The 24,193-nt window shown below is 65.9% G+C and carries 23 protein-coding genes; 14 read left to right on the top strand and 9 right to left on the bottom strand.

Annotated elements, in window-relative coordinates; all coding sequences use genetic code 11:
• Positions 1 to 558 precede the first annotated feature (558 nt).
• Complete coding sequence (locus tag ACIPK7_RS24850; RefSeq protein WP_401090808.1) at positions 559 to 1,086, bottom strand: dihydrofolate reductase family protein; 528 nt, start codon at positions 1,084 to 1,086, stop codon at positions 559 to 561.
• 67 nt (positions 1,087 to 1,153) lie between these two features.
• On the opposite strand from ACIPK7_RS24850, the gene ACIPK7_RS24845 reads away from it, so the two are divergent.
• Positions 1,154 to 1,732, top strand: coding sequence for a TetR family transcriptional regulator (locus ACIPK7_RS24845; RefSeq protein WP_401090806.1), 579 nt, complete (start codon positions 1,154 to 1,156; stop codon positions 1,730 to 1,732).
• Positions 1,733 to 1,756: 24 nt separating this feature from the next.
• Positions 1,757 to 2,290: a methylated-DNA--[protein]-cysteine S-methyltransferase gene (locus ACIPK7_RS24840; protein ID WP_192433830.1), complete on the top strand. Its 534-nt coding sequence runs from the start codon at positions 1,757 to 1,759 to the stop codon at positions 2,288 to 2,290.
• Here the strand turns inward: ACIPK7_RS24840 and ACIPK7_RS24835 are convergent, their stop codons facing one another.
• Together ACIPK7_RS24835 and ACIPK7_RS24830 are read right to left on the bottom strand one after the other, a co-directional pair.
• Positions 2,291 to 2,767, bottom strand: a complete 477-nt coding sequence (locus ACIPK7_RS24835) for a methylated-DNA--[protein]-cysteine S-methyltransferase (RefSeq protein ID WP_192433828.1) — start codon at positions 2,765 to 2,767, stop codon at positions 2,291 to 2,293.
• Positions 2,768 to 2,769: 2 nt separating this feature from the next.
• A complete protein-coding gene (locus ACIPK7_RS24830) occupies positions 2,770 to 3,675 on the bottom strand; it encodes a DNA-3-methyladenine glycosylase family protein (protein ID WP_401090804.1) in 906 nt (301 codons plus the stop codon).
• 193 nt (positions 3,676 to 3,868) lie between these two features.
• Here ACIPK7_RS24830 and speE point away from each other — a divergent pair, with 193 nt between their 5' ends.
• From speE to ACIPK7_RS24815, 3 genes are all read left to right on the top strand, one after another.
• On the top strand, positions 3,869 to 4,729 hold the full coding sequence (gene speE / locus ACIPK7_RS24825; protein WP_401090802.1) for a polyamine aminopropyltransferase: 861 nt from the start codon (positions 3,869 to 3,871) through the stop codon (positions 4,727 to 4,729).
• A gap of 314 nt (positions 4,730 to 5,043) precedes the next feature.
• Positions 5,044 to 7,119 (top strand): LTA synthase family protein, encoded by a 2,076-nt coding sequence (locus tag ACIPK7_RS24820; protein WP_401090800.1) that lies wholly within the window; start codon positions 5,044 to 5,046, stop codon positions 7,117 to 7,119.
• 287 nt (positions 7,120 to 7,406) lie between these two features.
• On the top strand, positions 7,407 to 8,192 hold the full coding sequence (locus ACIPK7_RS24815; RefSeq protein WP_192433820.1) for a sulfite exporter TauE/SafE family protein: 786 nt from the start codon (positions 7,407 to 7,409) through the stop codon (positions 8,190 to 8,192).
• Between the two features lie 19 nt (positions 8,193 to 8,211).
• On the opposite strand, the gene ACIPK7_RS24810 is transcribed toward ACIPK7_RS24815, so the two are convergent.
• A complete protein-coding gene (locus ACIPK7_RS24810; RefSeq protein ID WP_401090798.1) occupies positions 8,212 to 9,228 on the bottom strand; it encodes an AraC family transcriptional regulator in 1,017 nt (338 codons plus the stop codon).
• 146 nt (positions 9,229 to 9,374) lie between these two features.
• Here ACIPK7_RS24810 and ACIPK7_RS24805 point away from each other — a divergent pair, with 146 nt between their 5' ends.
• The 6 genes from ACIPK7_RS24805 to ACIPK7_RS24780 all read left to right on the top strand — a co-directional run bounded on the left by ACIPK7_RS24805 (position 9,375) and on the right by ACIPK7_RS24780 (position 14,806).
• On the top strand, positions 9,375 to 10,850 hold the full coding sequence (locus ACIPK7_RS24805) for an NAD(P)/FAD-dependent oxidoreductase (RefSeq protein WP_192433816.1): 1,476 nt from the start codon (positions 9,375 to 9,377) through the stop codon (positions 10,848 to 10,850).
• A complete protein-coding gene (locus tag ACIPK7_RS24800; protein WP_401090796.1) occupies positions 10,834 to 11,796 on the top strand; it encodes an alpha/beta hydrolase in 963 nt (320 codons plus the stop codon). Before ACIPK7_RS24805 ends, ACIPK7_RS24800 begins: the two co-directional genes overlap by 17 nt.
• Complete coding sequence (locus tag ACIPK7_RS24795; RefSeq protein WP_192433812.1) at positions 11,793 to 12,554, top strand: SDR family oxidoreductase; 762 nt, start codon at positions 11,793 to 11,795, stop codon at positions 12,552 to 12,554. Before ACIPK7_RS24800 ends, ACIPK7_RS24795 begins: the two co-directional genes overlap by 4 nt.
• A gap of 33 nt (positions 12,555 to 12,587) precedes the next feature.
• The gene (locus ACIPK7_RS24790; RefSeq protein WP_401090794.1) at positions 12,588 to 13,271 is read left to right on the top strand and encodes a VIT1/CCC1 transporter family protein; all 684 of its coding nucleotides are present in this window, start codon (positions 12,588 to 12,590) and stop codon (positions 13,269 to 13,271) included.
• Between the two features lie 276 nt (positions 13,272 to 13,547).
• Entirely contained in the window at positions 13,548 to 13,886 is a 339-nt protein-coding gene (locus ACIPK7_RS24785) for a ribonuclease E inhibitor RraB (protein ID WP_045208619.1), read from the top strand.
• 215 nt (positions 13,887 to 14,101) lie between these two features.
• Positions 14,102 to 14,806 (top strand): type 1 glutamine amidotransferase, encoded by a 705-nt coding sequence (locus tag ACIPK7_RS24780; protein ID WP_401090792.1) that lies wholly within the window; start codon positions 14,102 to 14,104, stop codon positions 14,804 to 14,806.
• 92 nt (positions 14,807 to 14,898) lie between these two features.
• On the opposite strand, the gene ACIPK7_RS24775 is transcribed toward ACIPK7_RS24780, so the two are convergent.
• From ACIPK7_RS24775 to ydcS, 5 genes are all read right to left on the bottom strand, one after another.
• Positions 14,899 to 16,323: a gamma-aminobutyraldehyde dehydrogenase gene (locus ACIPK7_RS24775; protein ID WP_401090790.1), complete on the bottom strand. Its 1,425-nt coding sequence runs from the start codon at positions 16,321 to 16,323 to the stop codon at positions 14,899 to 14,901.
• 166 nt (positions 16,324 to 16,489) lie between these two features.
• Positions 16,490 to 17,311 carry an ABC transporter permease gene (locus tag ACIPK7_RS24770; protein WP_401090788.1) on the bottom strand — a complete coding sequence of 274 codons (822 nt, stop codon included), beginning with the start codon at positions 17,309 to 17,311 and terminating at the stop codon, positions 16,490 to 16,492.
• Entirely contained in the window at positions 17,301 to 18,152 is an 852-nt protein-coding gene (locus ACIPK7_RS24765; RefSeq protein ID WP_225614938.1) for an ABC transporter permease, read from the bottom strand. Before ACIPK7_RS24765 ends, ACIPK7_RS24770 begins: the two co-directional genes overlap by 11 nt.
• Positions 18,153 to 18,199: 47 nt before the next feature.
• A complete protein-coding gene (locus ACIPK7_RS24760) occupies positions 18,200 to 19,219 on the bottom strand; it encodes an ABC transporter ATP-binding protein (RefSeq protein ID WP_401090787.1) in 1,020 nt (339 codons plus the stop codon).
• 276 nt (positions 19,220 to 19,495) lie between these two features.
• Positions 19,496 to 20,668: a putative ABC transporter substrate-binding protein YdcS gene (gene ydcS, locus ACIPK7_RS24755; RefSeq protein ID WP_192433800.1), complete on the bottom strand. Its 1,173-nt coding sequence runs from the start codon at positions 20,666 to 20,668 to the stop codon at positions 19,496 to 19,498.
• Positions 20,669 to 20,993: 325 nt separating this feature from the next.
• Here ydcS and ACIPK7_RS24750 point away from each other — a divergent pair, with 325 nt between their 5' ends.
• Genes ACIPK7_RS24750 through ACIPK7_RS24740 form a run of 3 tightly spaced genes read left to right on the top strand, consistent with a single transcriptional unit; the run spans position 20,994 to position 24,165 of the window.
• Entirely contained in the window at positions 20,994 to 22,406 is a 1,413-nt protein-coding gene (locus ACIPK7_RS24750) for a circularly permuted type 2 ATP-grasp protein (protein WP_192295392.1), read from the top strand.
• A gap of 2 nt (positions 22,407 to 22,408) precedes the next feature.
• Complete coding sequence (locus ACIPK7_RS24745) at positions 22,409 to 23,359, top strand: alpha-E domain-containing protein (protein ID WP_192433797.1); 951 nt, start codon at positions 22,409 to 22,411, stop codon at positions 23,357 to 23,359.
• A complete protein-coding gene (locus ACIPK7_RS24740; protein ID WP_192433795.1) occupies positions 23,356 to 24,165 on the top strand; it encodes a transglutaminase family protein in 810 nt (269 codons plus the stop codon). The genes ACIPK7_RS24745 and ACIPK7_RS24740 overlap by 4 nt, the downstream gene beginning before the upstream one ends.
• Positions 24,166 to 24,193 lie beyond the last annotated feature (28 nt).

Raw genomic sequence — 24,193 nt, 5'->3', positions numbered from 1 at the left:
TGGGTGGGGGAAGTCTCCTACCGTCTGGCTTGCAGAAGCGGGTCTTGTCCCTCCACCCCCGACAGGTTCCTACCCTAACGCCATACAAGCGGGCCCTGCCCGCGATCCGCCGGCAGGGCCGGCGCCTCTTTCCGCCCCGATGTTGGTCCTGTATTGCTGCGTTAGCTTGGGTATTTCTGCGTCGCTTCGGCGTGCGCGCGGACTTCGTGTTTCGCCCCCCCTGGCGACCTACTTTGCCAAACGACGCAAAGTAGGCAAAGGTCTTGCCCCGGACATCCGGTTTTTCGCCTAGGCGGAAAATACCCTCGTTGAATCGAAGTTTCAGGGGCCCGCGTTGACGGGCCATCCCTGGCCCGACAACGCTCTCGCGACATCCATGTCGCTCAACCCCTGAAACTCCAATTCAACGAGGCCTCCTGAACGGGGCGTTCGGAGTGCGCGGGTATTTCTCTGGAATTCTTTCTGAGCCAGAGCCAGAGCCAGAGCCAGAGCCAGAGCGGTGTGCGGCTTTTCGTAGGAGCGAGCTTGCTCGCGAACCGCGTTGCTCCGGAGCCTCCATCAATCAAACCGATAATGCATCCGCACGCACCCCGGCTCGATGACCTTGGCCGACAGCAATGTCGGCGACATTCGCAGACCGGTCGCCGGAAACAGCGGGAAGCCGCCGCCGATGATCTCCGGCATCACGTAGACCTCCAGCTCATCCAGCGCCCCGCGCTCGAGGAAGGCCATTTGCAACTGGCCGCCGCCGAGCATCCACACGTCGCCATCCTCCTGCGCTCGCAGCTCCGCGACCAGCGCGTCGACATCGCTGCGGATTTCCAGCGGGCCCTTCGGGTCATCGATGGGGCGAGAAGTCACCACCAGCACGCGTTGTGCGCCGTAGGGCCAGGGGCCGGGATCGGCGGCGAGGAAGTCGTAGGTCGCACGGCCCATGACGACCACGCGAATGCGCTGGAGGAACAGGCTGTAGTCGTGTTCGCCCAGCTGCAGTTGGTCATGCTTGAACAGCCAGTCCAGCCCGTGTTCCGGGGTGGCAATGAAGCCGTCGAGGCTGCTGGCGATGTAGCCCAGAATCCTGGCCATGTGGGGGCTCCCTAGGTAAGCTTTGCACCAATATATAAATGAATGCTCATTTATAAAAGAGGTTGGCATGGCTCGAACCAAGACGGTAAGTGACGAAGCGATACTCGACGCCGCCATGGCGCTGATGCTGCGTGAAGGGCCGGAGGCGGTGACCTTCGCCGCTGTCGGCCGCGAGGTCGGGCTGTCCGCCGCGACGCTGGTGCAGCGATATGCAACCAAGGCCGAGTTTCTTCGTGCCGCGCTGCTGCGCGCCTGGGATCAACTGGATGAGCAGACCGCGCGCCTGGACGAGAGCGCCGAACTGAGCCCGGAAGGTGCTGTGCAGATGCTCGTGGCGATGTTCCCAGTGGGCGAGGGCGAGACGGATTACGCCGAAGGCCTGCTGATCCTGAGGGAAGACATGCGCGATCCGCTGCTGCGAGAGCGCGGTGCGCAGTGGGGCGCCACGTTGGCCAAGGCATTGGGGCGGCGATTGAGCGATGACCCGCTGAGGCAACCGGTACTCGGCCGGCTGATGGCCAGCCAATGGCAGGGCGCGCAGCTATGGTGGGCCTTCGAGCGCCAGGGCGACCCGGCCAGCGCCATCGGCGCAGAGTTGCGGTGCTGGTGCGAAGTCGTGCTGAAGGCGGAAAGAGTTGCGGGATAGGGCGCAGGGATAGAGACTCATCCGATGCATTACTGCCTGATCGAAACAGACCTCGGCTGGTTCGGGCTCGCCTGGAGCCCGCAAGGGATCACGCGCGCCTATCTGCCCGGCGACGCCGTGCACGGCGTGCGCGAGCGCTTCGACAAGCTCGGCAGCGAAACTGCCCACTGGCCGGCGTTCATCGACGAGGCGCGCCAGCTGATCCTGGGGTATGCGCGGGGCGAGGCAGTGTCCTTCGGCAATCTGCCACTGGACCTTTCCGCGGTGAGCGGTTTTCACCGCCGGGTCTACGACGACATTCTCCAGCTGGGGCGCGGCGAAACCACGACCTACGGCGAGATCGCCCGGCGCCTGGGTGATGTCGGCTTGTCCCGCGCGGTGGGTCAGGCGATGGGCAACAATCCGATCCCGCTGATCATCCCGTGCCACCGTGTGCTCGCCAGTGGCGGCAAGACTGGCGGCTTCTCCGCGCCGGGCGGCAGTACGTCGAAGATGCGCATGCTGGCGCTGGAAGGTTACGTGGACCCGCAGGCAGCGCAGACCGCTTTCGATTTCTAGCTAGGCCCTTTCCAGCGCTCCTTCCAGGCGCAACAACAGCTCCTTGCGCGGCAGGCCGCCGGCATAACCGGTGAGGCTGCCGTTGCTGCCGATCACTCGGTGGCAGGGGACGATGATGCTGATCGGGTTGGCACCGTTGGCCGCACCCACTGCGCGGATTGCCGTGGGCCGGCCGATGCGCCGCGCGAGTTCCGCATAGACGGTGGTGTAGCCGTACGGAATCTCCACCAGTGCCTGCCAGACCTGGCGCTGGAACTCGGTGCCGCCTGTATTGAGGCGCACATCGAAACGCTGGCGCTTGCCGGCGAAATATTCGTCCAGCTGTCGCGCCACTTCGTCCAGCAACGGGCTGCCCTGTTGCCAGTGCGGTTCGGGATAGTGGCGCGTCTCCAGGTCCATGTAGAGCATTCGCAGGCCGCCCTCGTCGCCGGCCAGCAGCAGGCGGCCGGTGGGGCTGTCGTGGTAGCGGTAGTGCATGGTCATCCTCCGGTGCGGCCGGCTTGGGAATAGGCGTGCCACAGATAGACGGCGGCGTAGGCGCGCCAGGGGCGCCAGGCTTCGGCGCGGCGTTGCAGTTCGCGGGCGGTGATGCCGTCGGCGCCCCATACCGGCGACTTGAGCAGGCCCAGGTCGGCGGCGGGGAAGGCGTCCGGATCGCCGAAGGCGCGCAGGGCGACGTACTCGGCGGTCCAGGGGCCGATGCCGGGGAGGGCGCAGAGGCGTTTCACCAGGTCCTCGGCGCCGTCGTCCACGTGCAGCGCCAGCGCGCCGCTGGCGCAGGCGGCGGAGAAGCGCTGCAAAGTCTCCACCCGTTTGCCCGGCATGCCGATACCGGCGAGGTCGGCTTCGGCCAGGGCCTCGGGCGTCGGGAACAGGCGGGTTGGCTGGCCTTCGACTTCTCCGGGCAACGTCTCGCCCAGACGCTGCACCAGCCGCCCGACGATGGTCACCGCGGCTTTCACCGTGACCTGCTGGCCGACGATGGCGCGCACGGCCTGCTCGAACGGGTCGAACGCGGTCGGCAGGCGCAGGCCGGGGGCTTGCAGCAGGAGCGGGCCGAGGACGGCATCGACGCCCAGGTGCCCGGCGATGTGCGCGGGGTTGCTGTCCAGGTCGAACATCTTGCGCACCCGCGTCGTCAGTGCCTCGCTGTGATGGGCCGGCAGGTGCAGTTCCAGTTCCAGCTCGGCGCTATCGTCCAGCGGGGTGACGCTGAACCAGCCGCTGTCCGCGCCGAGGCGCACGCTGCGGGCGTAGCGTCGAGGCGACAGGCATTCCACGCCTGCCAGGCTGCGCAGAGCGAAGTGGTCATGGAACTGCTGCCAGTCCCAGGGGGCCTGGTAGGGCAGGCGGATGATGTGGGAATCGGCTACTGAATTTTTCATGCAGCGACCTTACCTGTTGCGCGCCGGGCTGTCCTCCCACACCTGACTTTCAAACTGGCGCGGCTGGCTCCTTATATAGCGGGCGCCGACGGCAGGGTTCGACCTGTCATCTTCCGGCACGTAGAATGCGCGCCTCTTTCGGGGCGGCCCGGCCGTCCCCTCCTTGTGTCTTGTCCCGACGGGAGCCCACTGCATGCACGATTACCAGGAAACCCTCTACGACGGCTATGGCCAGCGTTTCAGCGTCGACAGGATGCTCCACGAGGTGCGCACCGAGCACCAGCACCTGGTGATCTTCGAGAATGCCCGCATGGGCCGGGTGATGGCGCTGGACGGCGTGATCCAGACCACCGAGGCCGACGAGTTCATCTACCACGAGATGCTCACCCACGTGCCGATCCTCGCCCATGGCGCGGCCAAGCGCGTGCTGATCATCGGTGGCGGCGACGGTGGCATGCTGCGCGAGGTGTCGAAGCACGCCAGCGTCGAACACATCACCATGGTCGAGATTGACGGCACCGTGGTCGACATGTGCAAGGAATTCCTGCCGAACCATTCCCAGGGGGCCTTCGACGATGCGCGCCTGAACCTGGTGATCGACGACGGCATGCGCTTCGTCGCCACCACCACGGAGAAGTTCGACGTGATCATCTCCGACTCCACCGACCCGATCGGTCCGGGCGAAGTGCTGTTCTCGGAGAACTTCTACCAGGCCTGCCACCGCTGCCTGAACGAAGGCGGCGTGCTGGTGACGCAGAACGGCACGCCGTTCATGCAACTGGACACCGTGCGCAACACCGCCGGCCGCATGAACGGCCTGTTCGCCGACTGGCACTTCTACCAGGCGGCCGTGCCGACCTACATCGGCGGCTCGATGACCTTCGCCTGGGGTTCGACCAACCCGGCGCTGCGCAAGGTCGACGCCGCTGCCCTGGCCCAGCGCTTCGCTGCCAGCGGTATCCAGACCCGCTACTACAACCCGGCCATCCACCAGGGCGCCTTTGCCCTGCCGCAGTACGTGCTGCAGGCCATCGGCAAGCCGGCCAACGACTGATCCACTGCTGCCCGCTGCGCCCCTGCGCGGCGGGTGGGGGGGCGGCAGTTATCCGCCGGGCGGAACACTTTCTTCACATGCTGCCCGGCACTATGCCCGCCGTCAGGCGGTCCCACCTCCGCCTGTTCACGCTTGCATCATCTCGAAACGAATCAGCGGCTAGGCTTAAGGTCCGCTTAAGGCGCGCACAATAGAATGCGGCGCCGCTGCTTTTGCGGTGTAATGCCGCAGCCTTTCGCGCTCGCGCGGGCAGCCGTTCTGCCCGGCCATGGCGACGCTCCTTCGAACCCGAACGTTCATAACGGAACCAAGAAATGGGCCAATCAGAAGTCCTGACCAACCGCCAGACCGGTGCGAGCCTTACGCGGCCGACCGTGTCCAGCCACCTGGCATTCACCGCACTAAGCGTCGTTACGCTGATGGTGATGTACTCGCTGCTGCGCCTTGCGCTGTTCATCTACAACCGCGAGCTGATCGGCACCACGCCGGCGTCCACCTTCGTCGAAGCCTTCCTCACCGGCATGCGCTTCGACATCCGCGCGGTGGTCTACATAGTCGCGCCGCTGGTGTTCGCCGTGGTCAGCGTACGCGCCATGGGTTGGCGCTGGCTGTGGAAGACCTGGCTGACTATTGCCGCGAGCATCACGCTGTTCCTCGGTGTGCTGGAGATGGACTTCTACCGTGAATTCCACCAGCGCCTGAACAGCCTGGTGTTCCAGTACATGTCCGAAGACCCGAAGACGGTCATGAGCATGATCTGGTACGGCTACCCGGTGGTTCGCTACCTGCTGGCCTGGGCCATCGCCACCTGGCTGCTGTACATGCTCTTCCGCGGCATCGACCGCGCCACCCGCCCGGCCGCCTGCGGTCCTTCGGCTGCCGCCTGGTATATCCGCGTTGCGGCGCTGCTGGTGATGATCGTGCTGTGTGTCGTCGCTGCCCGCGGCACTCTGCGCCAGGGCCCGCCGCTTCGCTGGGGCGATGCCTTCACCACCGACTCGCAGTTCGCCAACCAGCTCGGCCTGAACGGCACCCTGAGCCTGATCAAGGCTGCCGAGAGCCGCTTCTCCGAAGACCGCGACAACATCTGGAAATCCACCCTGCCCCAGGACCAGGCCCTGGCCACCGTGCGCAAGATGCTGGTGATGCCGGACGACAAGCTGGTCGACGCCGATGACGCACCGGTTCGCCGCGACTACACGCCGCCGGCCGATGGCACTCTGCCGGTGAAGAACGTCGTGGTGATCCTGATGGAAAGCTTCGCCGGTCACTACGTTGGTGCGCTGGGCGCTCCAGGCAACATCACACCGTACTTCGACAAGTTGGCGAGGGAAGGGCTGCTGTTCACCCAGTACTTCTCCAACGGCACCCATACCCACCAGGGCATGTTCGCCACCATGGCGTGCTTCCCTAACCTGCCGGGCTTCGAGTACCTGATGCAGACGCCCGAAGGTGGCCACAAGTTCTCCGGCCTGCCGCAGCTGCTGTCGGCGCGCAAGTTCGAGGATGTTTACGTCTACAACGGCGATTTCGCCTGGGACAACCAGTCGGGCTTCTTCGCCAACCAGGGCATGACCTCGTTCATCGGTCGCAATGACTTCGTCAACCCCGTGTTCTCCGACCCGACGTGGGGCGTGTCCGACCAGGATATGTTCTCCCGCGGTAACGAGGAACTGGACAAGCTGCACGCTACCGGCAAGCCGTTCTATGCGCTGCTGCAGACCCTGTCCAACCACGTGCCCTACGCGCTGCCCAAGGACCTGCCGGTACAGCCGGTGACCGGCTATGGCAGCCTGGACGAGCACCTGACCGCGATGCGCTACTCCGACTGGTCTCTGGGACAGTTCTTCGAGAAGGCCAAGAAGTCTCCGTACTACAAGGACACCATCTTCGTGGTCGTCGGCGACCACGGCTTCGGTACTCCCGAGCAGCTGACCGAGATGGACCTGTTCCGCTTCAACGTACCGCTGCTGGTCATCGCCCCCGGCATCCAGGAGAAGTTCGGCGCTACCCGCGACACCGTCGGCACCCAGATCGACATCGTGCCGACCATCATGGGCCGCCTGGGCGGCGAAGCGCGTCACCAATGCTGGGGCCGGGACCTGCTGAACCTGCCTGAGGGCGACAAGGGCTTCGGCATGATCAAGCCGTCGGGTAGTGGCCAGGACGTGGCGCTGGTTTACGGCAACCGCATCCTGATCAAGCCTAAGGAAGGCGACATCCGAGTCTATGACTACAAGCTGGGTAAGGACTTCGGCGCGACTCGTATCGAGAACACGCCGGAGCAGTCGGAGATGAAGACTCGTCTGGAATCCTTCATCCAGACCGCCACCCAGGCCCTGCTGGACAACAAGACCGGTGTTGTCGACGGCAAACCTGACGTGAAGTGATCGAGCGGTAAGCGAAAAAGGGGCCTTCGGGCCCCTTTTTCTTTGGCATTTCGTAGACGTGAGCGTGCTCGCGAAGCACTTTGGGGACAGTGCCACGGTGTGGTTCGCGAGCAAGCTCGCTCCTGCAGGGGAAGCAGCTTGCCAAAGCCTTGGCGTGGGAATAGATAAGCGGACACGCGGCAAGAAGAAGTTATAAAGTAAGACGATATCGATCTAATGAATTATAAGAAAACTCGTTATCCTGCCGCCCACACCACGAGGTGATCAGTTTTCGTCAGGACGCGTAGATGGATGTTGGCAATATCGGTTTCGTAATCGCGGGTCTTGTCGTTGGCTTTATCGTTGGAATGACTGGTGTCGGCGGCGGTTCGCTGATGACGCCGATTCTCCTCTGGTTCGGTATCAATCCCGCTGCCGCAGTGGGCACCGACCTGCTCTATGCCGCCATCACCAAGTCCGGCGGCGTCCTGGTTCACCGCAACAACGACAACATCGACTGGCGCATCACCGGCTGGCTGGCCTTGGGCAGTGTCCCGGCGGCGGCGCTGACGCTGCTGTTCCTGCACAGCCTGCACACCGATACCGCGGCGATGAACGCCGTGATCAAAAACGCCCTGGGCGTCGTGCTGCTGCTCACCGCACTGGCGGTGCTGTTCAAGAAGCAGGTGCTGGCCTTCGCCCAGCGCCATGCCGGCGACAGCTTCCACTTCAGCGGCTCGAAGCTGAACACCCTGACCGTGATCACCGGCGCCATCCTCGGTGCGATGGTCGCGTTGACCTCTATCGGCGCTGGTGCGCTGGGCACCGTGGCGCTGTTCATCCTCTATCCCTTCCTCGCCACCCGCCGCCTGGTAGGGACCGAGATCGCCCACGCCGTACCGCTCACCCTGGTCGCCGGCCTCGGCCACGCCAGCATGGGCAACATGGACTGGGGCCTGCTGGGCTACCTGCTGATTGGCTCGCTGCCAGGCATCTACGTCGGCAGCCACCTGGCCGGGCGTATTCCGGACGGCATCCTGCGGCCGTGCCTGGCGGTGATGCTGGCAATGATCGGCTACAAGCTGGTCTTCTAAGCGCTCGTTTGCCCTGCGCTCAGTTGCGGCGGAAACGCCCCGGAGTCACGCCTTTCCAGCGGCGGAAGGCGTGGATGAAGTTCGACACCTCGCCATAGCCGAGCCGCTCGGCAATCTCCTCCAGACGAATCGCTCCGGTGGCCAGTAACTCCTCGGCCAGCGCCTGGCGCACCTCGTCCAGCAAAGTGCGATAACTGCTGCCCTCGGCTTCCAGCCGGCGGCGCAGCGTGCGCGACGTCATGTGCAGTTCGTCCGCCAGTTGTTCCATGTCCGGCAGCCGCCCCGGCGTACCCAGCAGCCGATCACGAATCAGCCCGGACAGCCCTGTGCGCACCTGGCGCCTGGCGAGAAGGGCGCGGCACTGTTCCTCGCAGCGGCGAGCCACCTCGGGATTGGCGCCGGGCAGCGGCATGTCGAGGATGTGGCTGTCGAAGACGATGCGGTTCTCTGCCTGGCCAAAGAGTGGCGTCACGCCCAGCTCGTCGATGTAGGGCTGCTGGTCGGCCGGCGCCTCGCGGCGGAACAGCGCCTGGCGGATCGGCGGCGGCTGGTTGGTCAGGTCGCGCTGGATGCGCAGCACGCCGCCGCCGTCGCGGTCGATGAGAAAGTCGCGCAGGTCCTCCGGCACCGCTGCATCGTCCAACACCAGATGCGCCTCGCCGTCGTGCTCCTCCAGCGTCATGCGGTGGAAGGCGTAGGTCAGGTCGAGGTAGCGCAGGCCCAGATGCGCCGCGCTGAGGAAGGTCGAGCTGCTGAGCAGGGCGAAGCCCCAGATGCCGTACGTATTCAGGTGATAGCGCAGACCGGCCTTGAGGCCGATGCCGGGGCGCTGGCCGACCTGCCGGTTGATGTTGCGCAGCAGCTCCAGTTCCTGCGCGGCTTCCACCTCGGCGCCGGGGTCGGCGAGCACGCCGATATCCAGGCCGGTGCCGTCCAGGCACTGTTCCAACGTCATGCCATGGTCGAGGCCGAACTGGGTCATGAGCTGCACGCTGATGGCGCTGCGCCTGGATGACCAGGCTGGGGTGGCAGGCATCGGAACCTCGGCTTTCAAATGACCGAAAATCGGGGGTGACCGAAAGTCACAATTTTATGTCCGACTATGCCATAACCCGCCGTAGGAAGTCGCACTAGGATGTTGTCATCCGCCGCCGTGCGGACTTCGAAACCGGGAGCACAACAATGACAACACCTTCCCGTCGATCGGCCGCCCCGCGCGTGCTGATCATCGGTGCCGGCTTCGCCGGCCTGGGCCTGGCGATCCGCCTGCAGCAAGCGGGTATCCAGGACTTCCTGATCCTCGAAAAGGCCGCCGACGTCGGTGGCTGCTGGCGTGAGAACGTCTATCCGGGCGCCGCCTGCGACGTGCCTTCGCACCTGTATTCGTTCTCCTTCGAACCCAAGGCCGACTGGTCGCGTAAGTTCGCGCCACAGGCGGAAATCCTCGACTACGCGCGGCACTGCGCGGACAAGTACCGCTTGCGCGAGCACATCCGCTTCAACTGCGAAGTGCGCGAGGCGAGCTTCGACGAAGCGGTCGGCGAGTGGCGGGCAATCTGCGCCGATGGCGAGGAGCTGCGCGCCCAGTCGCTGGTCTGCGCCCTTGGCCAACTGAGCCGCCCGCTGATCCCGAAGCTGCCGGGCATCGAATGCTTCCAGGGCAAGGCGTTCCACTCCGCGCAGTGGGACCACGGCACGCCGCTGGAGGGCAAGCGCGTCGCGGTGGTTGGCACCGGCGCCAGCGCCATCCAGTTCGTCCCGCAGATCGCTCCGAAGGTGGCCGAGTTGCTGCTGTTCCAGCGCAGCGCCGCCTACGTGATTCCCAAGCCGGACCGCCTCTACGCCGACTGGGAGCGCCGTATCAAGGCGCGCCTGCCCTGGCTGCAGCGTCTGGACCGCGGCCTGAAGTACATCCAGCACGAGGCACGCGCTCTAGCCTTCACCGTGTTTCCGCCGATGATGAAAATCATGCGGATCAGCTTCCACCTGCACATGCGCAAGAGCATCAGCGATCCGCAACTGCGCGCGCGGCTGGAGCCCGATTACCCCATGGGCTGCAAGCGCATACTGATCAGCAACGACTATTACCCGGCGCTGGCGCGCAGCAACGTGAAGCTGGTGGACGCCGGTATCCGCGAGGTCACCGAGGACGCCATCGTCACCCGTGACGGTGTGCGGCATCCGGTGGACACGATTATCTACGGCACCGGTTTCGCCGCCACCGAGTTCCTCGCACCGATGCGCATCACCGGCCTGGGCGGGCGCGAGCTGAACCAGGCCTGGAGCGATGGCGCGGAGGCCTACAAGGGCATCAGCGTCAGCGGCTTCCCCAACTTCTTCATCCTCTACGGGCCGAACACCAACCTGGGGCACAACTCCATTATCTACATGCTGGAGAGCCAGTTCCCCTACGTGCTCAGTTGCCTGCAGCGGATCCAGCACGACGGCCTGAAGTACCTGGACCTCAAGGCGCCAGCGCAACAGGGCTTCAACCGCCAGTTGCAGCACGACCTGCAGCACACCATCTGGGAGCGCGGCTGCAGCAGCTGGTACAAGACCGCCAGCGGACGCAACACCGTGAACTGGCCGGGCTTCACCTTCCGTTACCGCCAACAGACCCGTCAGCCGGAGTTCGCCGACTATGACTGCATCCGTTGAACCGCAACTGCCGCAATCGACCCGCCAGAAGCTGCTCACGGCCACCCTGCGCGGCGCGCTCAACCTGCTGTTCCGCGGGTTGATGGGGCCTCAGTTACCGGTGAAGGCGCAGCGCGCCCTGCTGCGCGGGCTGACGGCCGCCACGCTGACGCCGCGTGGCGTGCACCGGGAGCAGACGACGCTGGGCGGTGTTCCCGCCGAAGTCTGGCGACCGGAAGGCGTGGGCGAGGGCCGGGTGATTCTCTATCTGCACGGCGGCGCCTACCTGATCGGCTCGCCGGCCACGCACCGGGCAATCACCGCCAACCTGGCGCGGCGCTGCAAGGCCGAGGTCTGGGTGCTCGACTACCGTCTCGCCCCCGAATACCGTTTCCCCGCACAGCGTGACGACGCCGTGGCGGCCTACCGCGCTCTGCTGGACAAGGGCATTTCCGCACCAGGCATTGCGGTGGCGGGGGATTCCGCCGGCGGCCACCTGACTCTGCAACTGGCCTTGGAGGCCAAGGCGCAGGGCTTACCGGCGCCGGGCGCGCTGGTGACCTTCTCGCCGGTGACCGATCTCTCCAACGAGCACCTGCACGCTCCAGCGGCGGGAGACCCGTTGATCACCCGCGCCTGGATGGACAGCGCCATGCAGATGTTCTGCCCGCCGGGCGTGCCCCGCGCGGACGCCCAGCTGTCGCCGCTGCACGCCGATCTCAGCGGCCTGCCGCCGCTGCTGATCCAGGTTGGCGAGGACGAGGTGCTGCGCAATGACAGCCTGCGCTTCGCCGATGCCGCGCGGCGCTATGGCAATACGGTGCAATTGCAGCGATTCCCCGGATGCTGGCATGTGTTCCAGGCTCATGCCGGGCTGCTGGACGTAGCCGACCGTGCGTTGCAAGACGTTGCCAAATTCCTCGCCGGGCACTTGCGGGCCGGCAATCCGCAAGGAACGCCTCTATGAACACCATCCTGATCAGCGGAGCGGCCTCGGGCATCGGTGCCGCCACTGCAAAACTGTTCCACCAGCGCGGCTGGCGCGTAGGCTTGATCGATCTCAATCCCGAACCGCTGGCGGCTCTGGCTGCCGAACTGGGCGGCGCCTGGCAGCGAGCGCTGGATGTCACTGACGCCGAGGCAGTGACGGCGGCGGTGCGCGAGTTCGCCGAAACCAACGGCGGCCACCTGCGCCTGCTGTTCAACTGCGCGGGCATCCTGCGCTTTGGGCGCTTCGAGGACATCAGCCTCGCGGAGCACAACCGCATCATTGCCATCAATGTGCAGGGCGTACTCAATTGCTGCTATGCCGCGCTGCCGTTCCTCAAGCGCACGAAGGGCGCGCAGGTGCTGAACATGGGGTCCGCGTCCGGGCTCTACGGTGTGCCGCTGATGGCCAGTTACTCGGCGTCGAAGTTCGCCGTGCGCGGGCTGACCGAGGCGCTGGAGCTGGAATGGCGCGAGCTGGGAATCCGCGTCGCCGACCTGATGCCGCCCTTCGTGCGCACGCCGATGGTTGCCAGCCAGACCGTCGAGCCGCCGGTGTTGCGTCGCCTCGGCGTTACCCTGGTGGCCGAAGACATCGCCAAGGCCGCGTGGCGGCAGGCCCAGAGCGGCGGTGTGCATCGACCGATAGGTGCGATGTTCCGCGCGATGTACTGGTCCGGACAGTTGTCGCCACCGGCGATCAACCGGTGGGTCATGGCCTGGCTCAGCCGCGCCTGAGTAGACTGCAGGGGCGGCGAAGGAGGCCGTCCCATGCAGCAGAACCCTGAACCTCAGCCATCGGCCTGGCAGCGCGTGCTGCAGGACATCACCTCGCCCTTCGACCGAATCAGCGAGATGACCTACGGGGTGATCATGACCCTGACCATCATCTCGGTGATTTCCGCCGCCAGTGCAGGGGCGAGCCGGCAGGACCTGATCGTCGCCGCGCTGGGCTGCAACCTGGCCTGGGGCCTGGTGGATGCGCTGATGCTGCTGGTACGCCTGCGGGTCGAGCGGGTGCACCAGCACAGCCGGCTGCGTGCCCTGCGCGGTACTTCCAGCGATATCGATTTCCGCGAGGGGCTCGACGAGTTCCTGCCACCGCGACTGGTGGCCGCGCTGCAACCCGACGAAGTCTGGCGGCTGCGCCAGCGCCTGATGCGCTCCGAACTGGGCACCGGGCAACTGCGTCATGGTGGTGCCGAGGTATGGCTGGCGGCTTTGCTGATCGTGCTGCTGGTCACCGGTATCACCCTGCCGCTGATCCTCCCGCTATGGCTGGTGCCGGACGACCGGCTGGCGCTGCGCGTGACCCAGGGCATCGGCGTCGCCATGCTGTTTGGCCTGGGCTGGTTGCTCAGTCGTTGGTCAGGTGACTCGCCTTGGCCGGGTGCACTCGGCTTCATGGCGCTGGGTATCGCCATGACCGGCTTGTGCATCGCGCTGGGTGGCTAGCGGCGATGGATTGGGGTATCGCCGCCTGTCGCCGGCTAACGGCGCAAAACGTCAAAGGAGCGGCACGTACCGCCCTCAGGCGCTACTCTGAGCAAAGTGGCTGGGAGATTTCCGCTGCGCCGCTCGGCGCGTTCGGCGGAGTTGGCCACCATTTCGGGGGACGTTGCATCATTTGACGTTTCCCGGCGGCACACTGAAGTGCCCGGAACATGCCCGCCCAGGGCGTGTTCGTTGGCGGGGAATACACTCTGAACGTCTCGACAGGAGGTGCGTACCATGGAAAAGCCCCTCTCGGAGGATATCAGCGTCAACGTGTTGCGCCGGATGAAGGAAGGTGGCTTCGATTTCGCTCGTATTCATCCCATCGACTTTTTCGCCATCTTTTCCGATGAACAGAACGCCCGCAAAGCTGCCCGGCAGTTTCGCGGAGAGTCGCTGAGAACCCAGGTCGAAGCGCGCGATGACGGCGGCTGGAACCTGCAGATCAGCAAGGTGATGTTCGCCACCCATGCCGCCATCGGCGATTTCGAACACGACCTTGAGGAAGTCGTGGTGCCACTGGGCGGTACGCTCGATGGATGGGGCGTGACCCAGGAGGTCACCTCCCTGCGTTGATCGCAACACGTCGTTGAGCCGTCTTTCGACGGCCGATCTTCTACCCGCGCTCTTTACCCGTAAGAATGAAAATGCGCGCCGTTGCCAACTGTGACGGCGCGCCTTTCTTCGCCCGGCAAACGTCTCCAGGGCGGCAGCCGTGCAAGGACGAGCTTGCGGGCACGCCCGGTTTCCTCATCGCCACCGATGCGGCAGACTGCCGCGCGGAGGTGACCATGACCGATATCCTGATCCTGACCCACGTCGATTTCTGCCCGCCCGGCCACCTGGGCGCGCTGCTCGACCGTCTGCAATTGCCGTTCGATGTACGCCGTGCCGACCTGGGCGAGTTGCAGGGCTACGACCTGGAGCGGCCAAAAGCCGTTGCCATCATGGGCGGGCCCATGAGCGTGAACGATGACCTGCCATGGCTGCGGGACGAGATCAGCGCAATCCGTCGCTTCATCGAGCGCGACGTACCGATGATCGGCCACTGCCTGGGCGGCCAGCTGCTGGCCAAGGCGCTCGGCGCCGATATCCACCGCCTGCCGTACACCGAGATGGGCTGGCAGCCGATGCGCCGCCAGGAAGGGCAGAGTCCGTGGCTGGCGCACCTTCCCGAGGAATTCTCGATCTACCAGTGGCATGGCGATACCTTCGACATTCCCGAAGGCGCCACCCGCTTGCTGTCCAGCCCCTGGTGCGAGAACCAGGGCTTCAGCTTCGGCGACCGTATTCTTGGCCTGCAGGGCCATCCGGAGATGACCGAGGAGCTGGTGAGCGGTTGGGTCAATGGCTTCCCGGAATACCAGGACCCCAGCCAGCCGAGCCAGGAGTGCGCGGAAGCGATGCTGGCCGAGCTGCCGCAGAAGGTCGCGGCGATGAACCGCGTGGCGGAGGGGTTCTACCAGCATTGGCTGAAGCTGGCCGGGTTGGTCTGATCCTGCTGTTTCGGCACGGCGGCGAGCCATCGAGGGCGGAGTCCGCTCTACGCTGCGGCGACGCTCCTACAGGTAAAACACTCCCGTGCAGCTCAATGCTTGAACATGATGTGCCGCGCGACGGTGTAGTCCTCCAGGCCATACATGGACAGGTCCTTGCCGTAGCCGGACTGCTTGAAGCCGCCGTGGGGCATCTCGCTGCACAACATGAAGTGGGTGTTCACCCAGGTGCAGCCGTACTGCAGCCGCGCCGCCACCCGTGAGGCGCGGCCGACATCCTTCGTCCACACCGACGAGGCCAGTCCGTAGTCGGAGTCGTTGGCCCAGCGCACGGCTTCGTCGGCGTCGCTGAACGGGGTCACCGATACCACCGGACCGAACACTTCGCGGCGGACGATCTCGTCGTCCTGCTGCGCGTTGGCCACCACCGTCGGTTCGTAGAAGAAGCCGTTGCCACTGACCACTTTGCCACCCGTGGCGATCTGGATGTGCGGGCTGGCCTTGGCGCGCTCGACGAAGCCGGACACGCGGTCGCGCTGGGCCGCAGTGATCAGCGGGCCGAGTTCGGTACCGGGGTCGTTCTGCAAGCCCGTCTTCAGGCTCGACACGGCGCTGGCGAGGTCGGCGACGAAGTTGTCGTACACCTTCTTTCCGGCATAGATGCGGCACGCGGCGGTGCAGTCCTGCCCGGCGTTGTAGAAGCCGAAGGTGCGGATGCCGGCGATCACGTCTTCCAGGTCGGCGTCGTCGAAGACGATCACCGGGGCCTTGCCGCCCAGCTCCATATGCAGGCGCTTCACGCTGTCGGCGGCGCTCTTGATGATGGCCTTGCCGGTGCCTACGGAGCCGGTCAGCGAAACCATGCGCACCAGATCATGGCTGACCAGCGGCGCGCCCACGCTCGGGCCGCGGCCGAACACCAGGTTGACCACGCCGGCGGGGAACAGCTCGGCGATGAATTCGGCCACCCGCAGGGCAGTCAGCGGCGTCTGCTCGGAAGGCTTGAGCACCACGCAGTTGCCGGCGGCGAGCGCCGGGCCGAGCTTCCACGCGGCCATCATCAGCGGGTAGTTCCACGGCGCGATGGAGGCGACCACGCCCACCGGGTCGCGGCGGATCATCGAGGTGAAGCCGGGCAAATACTCGCCGGCGGCGGAGCCGGGCAGCACGCGGCAGGCGCCGGCGAAGAAGCGGAACACGTCGGCGATGGCCGGGATCTCGTCGTTCAACGCGGCGGCGTAGGGCTTGCCGCAGTTGTCGGATTCCAGCCGGGCCAGTTCCTCGGCGTGTTCCTCGATGCGGTCAGCGAGGCGCAGCAGGAGCATGGCGCGGTCTTTCGGGGCGGTCTGCGACCAACCGTCGAAGGCTGCGTCGGCGGCGCGCACGGCGCTGTCCACCTGGGCTTCGCTGGCCTCGGCGATCTGGCCGATCACGGCGCCGGTGGCGGGGTTGAGGATGTCCAGCGGGGCGCCTTCGCCGGCGACGAACTGGCCGTTGATCAGGAGTTTGGTTTGCATGGGGGCTCCTCCTTCAATGGGTTTCCCCTCACCCCAACCCTGGCTGCGCGCCCCGCTCCTGAGGGAGAGGGGGCTGTCCTCTGCGCGGTGGTATCCCGCTGCACGGATGCTCCCTCTCCCTTCAGGGAGAGGGCGGGGGAGAGGGCGCTTCGCAAAACGCCAGGATTCATTTCCCGCCCCCCGCCACGTCGCTGGTCCCGCGCGTCAGGTAGTAGGCGCCAAGAATGGGCAGCATGGTGGCGAGCATCACCAGCATGGCGACGACGTTGGTGATGGGCACGTCGCGCGGGCGACTCAGCTGGTTGAGCAGCCACAGCGGCAGGGTGCGCTCGTGGCCGGCGGTGAAGGTGGTGACGATGATCTCGTCGAACGACAGGGCGAAGGCCAGCATGCCGCCGGCCAGCAGCGCCGTGGCGATGTTCGGCAGGATGATGTAGCGGAAGGTCTGCCAGCCGTCGGCACCCAGGTCCATGCTCGCTTCGATCAGGCTGAAGGAGGTGCGGCGGAAGCGGGCGATCACGTTGTTGTAGACGATCACCACGCAGAAGGTCGCGTGGCCGATGACGATGGTCAGGAAGCCGGGTTCGATCCCCAGCGTCTTGAACGCCGACAGCAGGGCGATACCGGTGATGATGCCGGGCAGCGCGATGGGCAGGATCAGCATCAGCGAGATGCTCTCCTTGCCGAAGAAGTCGCGGCGGTACAGCGCGCCAGCGGCCAGGGTGCCGAGGACCATGGCGATCAACGTGGCGACGCAGGCGATCTTCACCGACAGCCAGATGGCGTCGAGCACGTCGCCGCGCTGGAAAGCAATGCTGAACCACTTCAGGGTGAAGCCCTGCAGCGGGAAGCTGTAGGCCGACTCCTCGGTGTTGAACGCGTAGAGCAGGATCACCAGGATCGGGAAGTGCAGGAACACCAGCCCGCCCCAGGCCGCCAAGCGCAGGAGCCAGGAGGGCCGATCGGTGGAGTGTGCGTCAGAGCGCATCGAAGGCCCCCAGTCGCTTGGCGATGGACAGGTAGACGGCGATCAGCACGATGGGCACCAGGGTGAAGGCCGCCGCCAGCGGCATGTTGCCCACCGCGCCCTGCTGCACGTAGACCATGGTGCCGATGAACAGCCCGCTGGGGCCGACCAGTTGCGGGATGATGAAGTCGCCCAGGGTCAGGCTGAAGGTGAAGATCGAGCCCGCCACCACGCCGGGGAAGGCCAGCGGCAGGATCACCTGGAAGAAGGTCTGCCGCGGGTGCGCACCGAGGTCCGCCGAGGCTTGCAGCAGCGAGGGCGGCAGGCGTTCCAGGGCGGCCTGGATCGGCAGGATCATGAACGGCAGCCAGACGTAGGTGAACACCCAGAAACGGCCCAGGTGCGAGGTGGACAGCGTGTTGCCGCCCACGGCTGGCACTTGCAACAGCAGGTCCAGCAGGCCGAGCAGGTGCAGGTGCTCGATCACCCAATAGAGGATGCCGCCCTTGGCCAGGATCACTGTCCAGGCGTAGGCCTTGACGATGTAGCTGGCCCACATCGGCAGCATCACCGCGATGTAGAAGAACGCCTTCTCCTTCGGCCCGGCGTAGCGCGCCATGTAGTAGGCGATGGGGAAGGCGAGGACGGCGCTGGCCACCGACACGGTAATCGCCATGCTGAAGGTGCGCAGGACGATGTCGTAGTTGGCCGGGTTGAACAGGGCCTGGTAGTTGGCCAGGGTCAGGTCCGGCGTCACCGCCATGGTGAAGTCGTCGAAGGTGTAGAAACTCTGCCAGAGCAAGGCGAACAGCGAGCCGATGTAGATCACCCCGAACCACAGCAGCGGCGGGATCAGCAGCATCAGCAGATACAGCGTGCTGCGCCGGTAGAGGAAGCTGGAGATCGCCCTCACGGCGCCGGTTCCTCGAGCAGCGGCACCAGCGCGCTGCGCGCCCAGCAGGCGGTCACCGCGTCACCCGGTTTCGGCCGTTGCTCCTCTCGCTCGCCATTGGGTAGGGCGGCCACCAGACGCACGCCGTTTTCCAGTTCGATCTCGTAGCGGCTGCTGGCACCCATGTACTGCACGTCGAACAGCGTGCCGCTGACTTCCAGTTCGCCTTCGCCTGCATGGCCGAAGCGCACGTGCTCGGGGCGCAGCGAGTGCGGGCGCGACTCGCCCAGCAGGCGTTGGCCGAGGTCGCCGCGCAGCACGTTGGCAGTGCCGACGAACTCGGCGACGAAGCGCGTGGCGGGGCGCCGGTAGAGGTTGCCGGGGGTGTCGACCTGTTCGATGCGGCCCTTGTTGAACACCGCCACGCGGTCGGACATGGACAGCGCTTCGCTCTGGTCATGAGTGACGAAAATGAAGGTGATGCCGAGTTGGCGTTGCAGCTTCTTCAGCTCCACCTGCATCTGTTCGCGCAGCTTCAGGTCGAGCGCGCCGAGGGGTTCGTCCAGCAGCAGTACGCGCGGGCGATTCACCAGCGCACGAGCCAGGGCGACGCGCTGGCGCTGGCCACCGGAGAGCTGCGCCGGCTTGCGCTTGCCGTAGCCGGCCAGGGCGACCATGCCGAGGGCCTCTTCGGCGCGGTGGTAGCGCTCGGCCTTGGCCACGCCTTTCACCTTCAGGCCGTAGGCGACGTTGTCCAGCACGCTCATGTGCGGGAACAGCGCGTAGTCCTGGAACACCGTGTTCACGTCGCGCTCGTAGGGCGGCAGGCCCGACGCTTCCGCGCCATGGATGCGGATGGAGCCGGAGGTGGGTTGCTCGAAGCCGGCGATCAGCCGCAGGCAGGTGGTCTTGCCCGAGCCGGAAGGGCCGAGCATGGAGAAGAACTCGCCGTCGCGGATCTCGATGGATACCGAATCGACGGCGCGCACCTCGCCGTAATGACGGCTCACGTCGGTGAACTGGACGGCTGTGGTCATGCTGCTGGCTACCTGAATGGCGGGGCTGCATCAGAAAAGGTAGCGCATGGGGGGAAGGGCGCTTGGTCAGCTGGAGATCATGGTGTGGCTCATATCGCGCTCCCTCTCCCTAACCCTCTCCCTGAAGGGAGAGGGGACTGTTCGGCGAGCGCGGTTGATTCACCACTCACTGCGAAAACGAAGTTTCCGGCTGGCTCAGCTATCAGCTCCCGCTCGAACGACTCCCTCTCCCTTCAGGGAGAGGGCTGGGGAGAGGGGCTCTCAATCGCGGAAGTGTCACCGGCCCCCCATGATCGCAATGTAATCCTGCGTCCACCGGCTGTACGGCACGCACTGCCCCTGGGAACACTTGGCCTGCGGGGTCTTCCAGAAGGCGATGCGATCGAACTGGTCGTAGCCGTTGGTGGCGCAACCCTGGGCGCCGAGCAACTGGCTGCCGGTGCAGCCGTCCGGCACGGCCGGTACCGAGCCGAACCAGGCGGCGACGTCGCCCTGCACCTTGGGTTCCAGCGACCAGTTCAGCCACTTGTAGGCGCACACCGGGTGCTTGGCGTCGACGTGCAGCATGGTGGTGTCGGCCCAGCCGGTGACGCCTTCGCCGGGGATGGTGGAGGCGATCGGCTGCTTCTCGCCCAGCAGCGCGTTCACCTGATACGGCCAGGAGCCGGAAGCGGCCACGCCCTCGTTCTTGAAGTCGCTCATCTGCACCGTCGCGTCGTGCCAGTAGCGGTGGATCAGCTTCTGCTGTTCACGCAGCAGCTTGAGCGCGGCGGCGTACTGTTCCTCGTTGAGCTCGTAGGGGTCCTGGATGCCCAGCTTGGGCTCGGCGGTCTTCAGGTAGAGCGCAGCGTCGGCGATGTAGATCGGGCCGTCGTAGGCCTGCACGCGGCCCTTGTTGCTCTTGCCGTCGGGCAGCTTCTGTTCGCTGAACACCACACTCCAGCTTTCCGGCGCCTTGGGGAAGACCTTGGTGTTGTACATCAGCACGTTCGGCCCCCACTGGTAGGGCGTGCCGTAGTGCTTGCCGTCCACCGTGTGCCAGGGCGCGTCCTGCAGGCGCTGGTCGACGTTCTTCCAGTTGGGCACCAGGGCGATGTTGATCGGCTGCACGCGCTTGCCGTAGACCAGCCGCAGCGAGGCGTCGCCGGAGGCGGTGACCAGGTCGTAGCCGCCCTTGGCCATCAGGCTGACCATCTCGTCGGAGGTGGCGGCGGTCTTCACGTTGACCTTGCAGCCAGTGTCCTTCTCGAATTGGCTCACCCAGTCGTAGTTCTTGTCGCTCTCGCCGCGTTCGATGTAGCCGGGCCAGGCAATGATATCGAGGGCGCCTTCGGGGTTGCCCAGCTGCTTGAGCGCCTCGGCGGCCTGCAACGAACCGCTGGCGAGCAGGCTGATGCCGGCGAAAGCCAGCGCCGCGACTTTCGCTGAAGACAATTGCACGGATGACATGGACGGACTCCTGTTGTTCTTCGTGTGGGAGCCACTGCGGAACCAGCGCGCAGAAAAATGGCACCTCCGTTCACCGCTGCGTGTCCATGGGGAATGGCCACGCTCTTGCAGCGTAGTTCTGGCCCCGGAGGCTGACAAGCGAGCCCCGGCGCGGCCCGTGGGCGCAAAAAGGGCGCAGCGCACGCGGCCTGCAGCGGTTTCGCACCATGGCAGTGCGGTCTGCGCCAACAGCCTTTGCAAGTCATTGAATGGACAGGAAATCGACCTCTGGCACGAGCCTTGCGAAGCTCTGTTGCCGAGTGAGAGCGGCAACAAGGAGTGGAAGATGGCTCGGGTGTTCTATGACGAAATGCATGACGCCGCTGGCGCCTGCCGACCGCACTACACGGAGTTCGCCCGCTGGCTGGCGGACATGCCCGGCGAACAGCTGCAGCAGCGCCGCCGAGAGGCCGACCTGCTGTTTTATCGCGCGGGTATCACCTTCACCCTCTATGGCGACGACCAGGGCACCGAGCGCCTGATCCCCTTCGACACCATCCCGCGCAGCATCCCCGCCAGCGAGTGGAAGATCATCGAGGCCGGCTGCATCCAGCGGGTGCAGGCGCTCAACCTGTTCCTCGCCGACCTCTACCACGACCAGCGCATCCTCAAGGAAGGCCTGATCCCGCCCGAGCAGGTCCTGGCCAACGACCAGTACCAACTGGCGATGCAGGGCCTGGACGTGCCCGGCAACGTCTACGCGCACATCGCCGGCATCGACCTGGTGCGCGACGGCAACGGCGCCTACTACGTCCTCGAAGACAACCTGCGCACTCCCAGCGGCGTCTCCTACATGCTGGAGAACCGCAAGATGATGATGCGCCTGTTCCCCGAACTGTTCGGCGCCCAGCGCATCGCGCCCATCGACCACTACCCGAACCTGTTGCTCGACACCCTGCGCCAGGCCAGCGAAGTGGAGCAGCCCTGCGTGGTGGTGCTGACGCCGGGCCGCTTCAACAGCGCCTATTTCGAGCACGCCTTCCTTGCGCGCGAGATGGGCGTGGAGCTGGTGGAAGGCGCCGACCTGTTTGTCCGCGACGAGCGCGTCTACATGCGTACCACCTCCGGCCCGATGCCGGTGGACGTGATCTACCGGCGCGTCGACGACGACTTCCTCGATCCGCTGGCCTTCAACCCCGACTCCATGCTCGGCGTGCCCGGCCTGCTGGCCGCCTATCGCGCGGGCAACGTGGTGCTGGCCAACGCCATCGGTACTGGCGTGGCCGACGATAAATCCGTCTATCCCTACGTGCCGGAAATGATCCGCTTCTACCTCGACCAGGAACCGATCCTGCACAACGTTCCGACCTGGCAGTGCCGCCGGCCGCAGGACCTGTCCCACGTGCTGGCGCACCTGCCCGAGCTGGTGGTGAAGGAAGCCCAGGGCTCCGGCGGCTACGGCATGCTGGTCGGGCCGGCCGCCAGCAGCGCCGAAATCGAAGCCTTCCGCGCCCGGCTGATGGCGCGTCCGGAGGCGTACATCGCGCAGCCGACCCTGAGCCTGTCGACCTGCCCGACCTTCGTCGAGAACGGCATCGCCCCGCGCCACATCGACCTGCGGCCGTTCGTTCTGTCCGCGCCGGACAACGTGCGCCTGGTGCCCGGCGGGTTGACCCGCGTGGCGCTGCGCGAAGGTTCGCTGGTCGTCAACTCGTCACAAGGTGGCGGTACCAAGGACACCTGGGTGGTGGGGGATTAAACATGCTCAGTAGAACCGCTTCCGACCTGTACTGGATGTCGCGCTACCTGGAGCGCGCCGAGAACCTCGCGCGCATGCTCGACGTGTCCTACTCGCTGTCGCTGATGCCCCAGGACGGCCGTGGCGATGGCCTGGAAGAACTGGCCATGCCGCTGCTGATCACCGGCAACCTCGACGCCTACCTCGCCCGCCACGGCGACCTGCACGCTGAGCGCCTGCTGAACTTCTTCGCCCTCGATGCGCAGAACCCGGCGAGCATCTATTCCTGCTTCGGCGCGGCCCGTGCCGGCGCCCATGCGGTGCGCGGACGGATCACCACCGACATGTGGGAGAACATCAACGCCACCTGGCTGGAGATGCGCGACATCGCCCACCAGGGCCTGCTGCGCTACGGCATCAGCCACTTCTGCGAATGGGTGAAGGACCGCTCGCACCTGTTCCGCGGCGCCACTTTCGGCACCAGCATGCGCAACGATGCCTTCCACTTCATCCGCCTGGGCACCTACATCGAGCGCGCCGACAACACTCTGCGCCTGCTCGACGCACGGCATCAGGTGCTGGGCGAGCACAGTGCCGGCCCGGCCGAAGGCACGGCGCGCGGCTACTACCAGTGGACCGCGCTGCTGCGCGCGCTGTCGGCGTTCGAGGGCTACACCGAGCTGTACCGCGACGCCCTCAACGCACGGAATATCGCCGAACTCCTGCTGTTGCGCGAGGACGTCCCGCGCTCGCTGCTGGCCTGCGCCGAAGAGCTGCGCCAGATCCTCGCCAGCCTGCCCGGCATCAACGGCCGCCCGGCCCAGCGTCTGGCCGCCGAACTGGAGGCGCGGGTGCGCTACACCGGTATCGACGAAGTGCTGGGCAGCGGCCTGCATCCCTGGATCACCGACCATATCGGGCTGGTTCGTCAGCTCGCCAACGCCATTCACAGCTCGTACCTGGAGGCCGCATGAAACTCTCCATCCGCCATGACACCACCTACCGCTACGAAGACCAGGTGCGCGCGAGCATCCAGTACCTGCGCCTGACCCCGCAGGAAAGCGAGCGCCAGCACGTGCTCGACTGGCAGCTGCACCTGCCGCGCCCGGCGCATCCGCAGCGCGATGCCTACGGCAACATCCTCCACGTGCTGACCCTGGACGAGCCCCACGAGGCCATCGTCATCGCCGCCCACGGCCAGGTGGAGATCGACGTGGAGAACGAGCGCGAGCACGATCACCTGTCGCCGCTGCCGTTCCTGCGCAGCACCCGCCTGACCCAGGCCGACGGCGCGCTGCAGGAGTTCGCCCGCGCCCAGTGCGCCGAGCGGCGCGACCGCAAGGCGATGATCAGGCTGATGCAGGCCTTGAACGAGCGCATCGCCTACGTGCCCGGTTCGACCCAGGTCGACAGCACTGCCGCCGAAGCCTTCGCAGCGGGGCAGGGCGTCTGCCAGGACCACGCCCACGCCTTCCTCGCCTGCCTGCGCCACCTGGGCGTGCCGGCGCGCTATGTGTCCGGCTACCTGTATACCGACGTCGAGGACCACCTGGCCAGCCACGCCTGGGCCGAGGCCTGGCTCGACGACGCCTGGTACAGCTTCGACGTGACCAACGTGCTGGACCGCCCGGAGCGCCACCTGAAGCTGGCGGTGGGCCTGGATTACCTCGACGCCTGTCCGGTGCGCGGCATGCGCCGGGGCGGCGGTGGCGAGCAGATGCACGCCCGCGTCACCGTGGCGCCTGGGCATCTGCAGCAGATGCAACAGGCGCAGCAGTGATGAGGTTGCGTGGCACAAGCGTCGGCAC

The sequence above is a fragment of the Pseudomonas sp. NPDC086581 genome, assembly GCF_044746165.1.
In the GTDB taxonomy this organism is placed as follows: Bacteria; Pseudomonadota; Gammaproteobacteria; order Pseudomonadales; family Pseudomonadaceae; genus Pseudomonas.
Note: the sequence above shows the minus strand (reverse complement) of the source record. Positions and strands in the feature narration are given on the sequence as shown.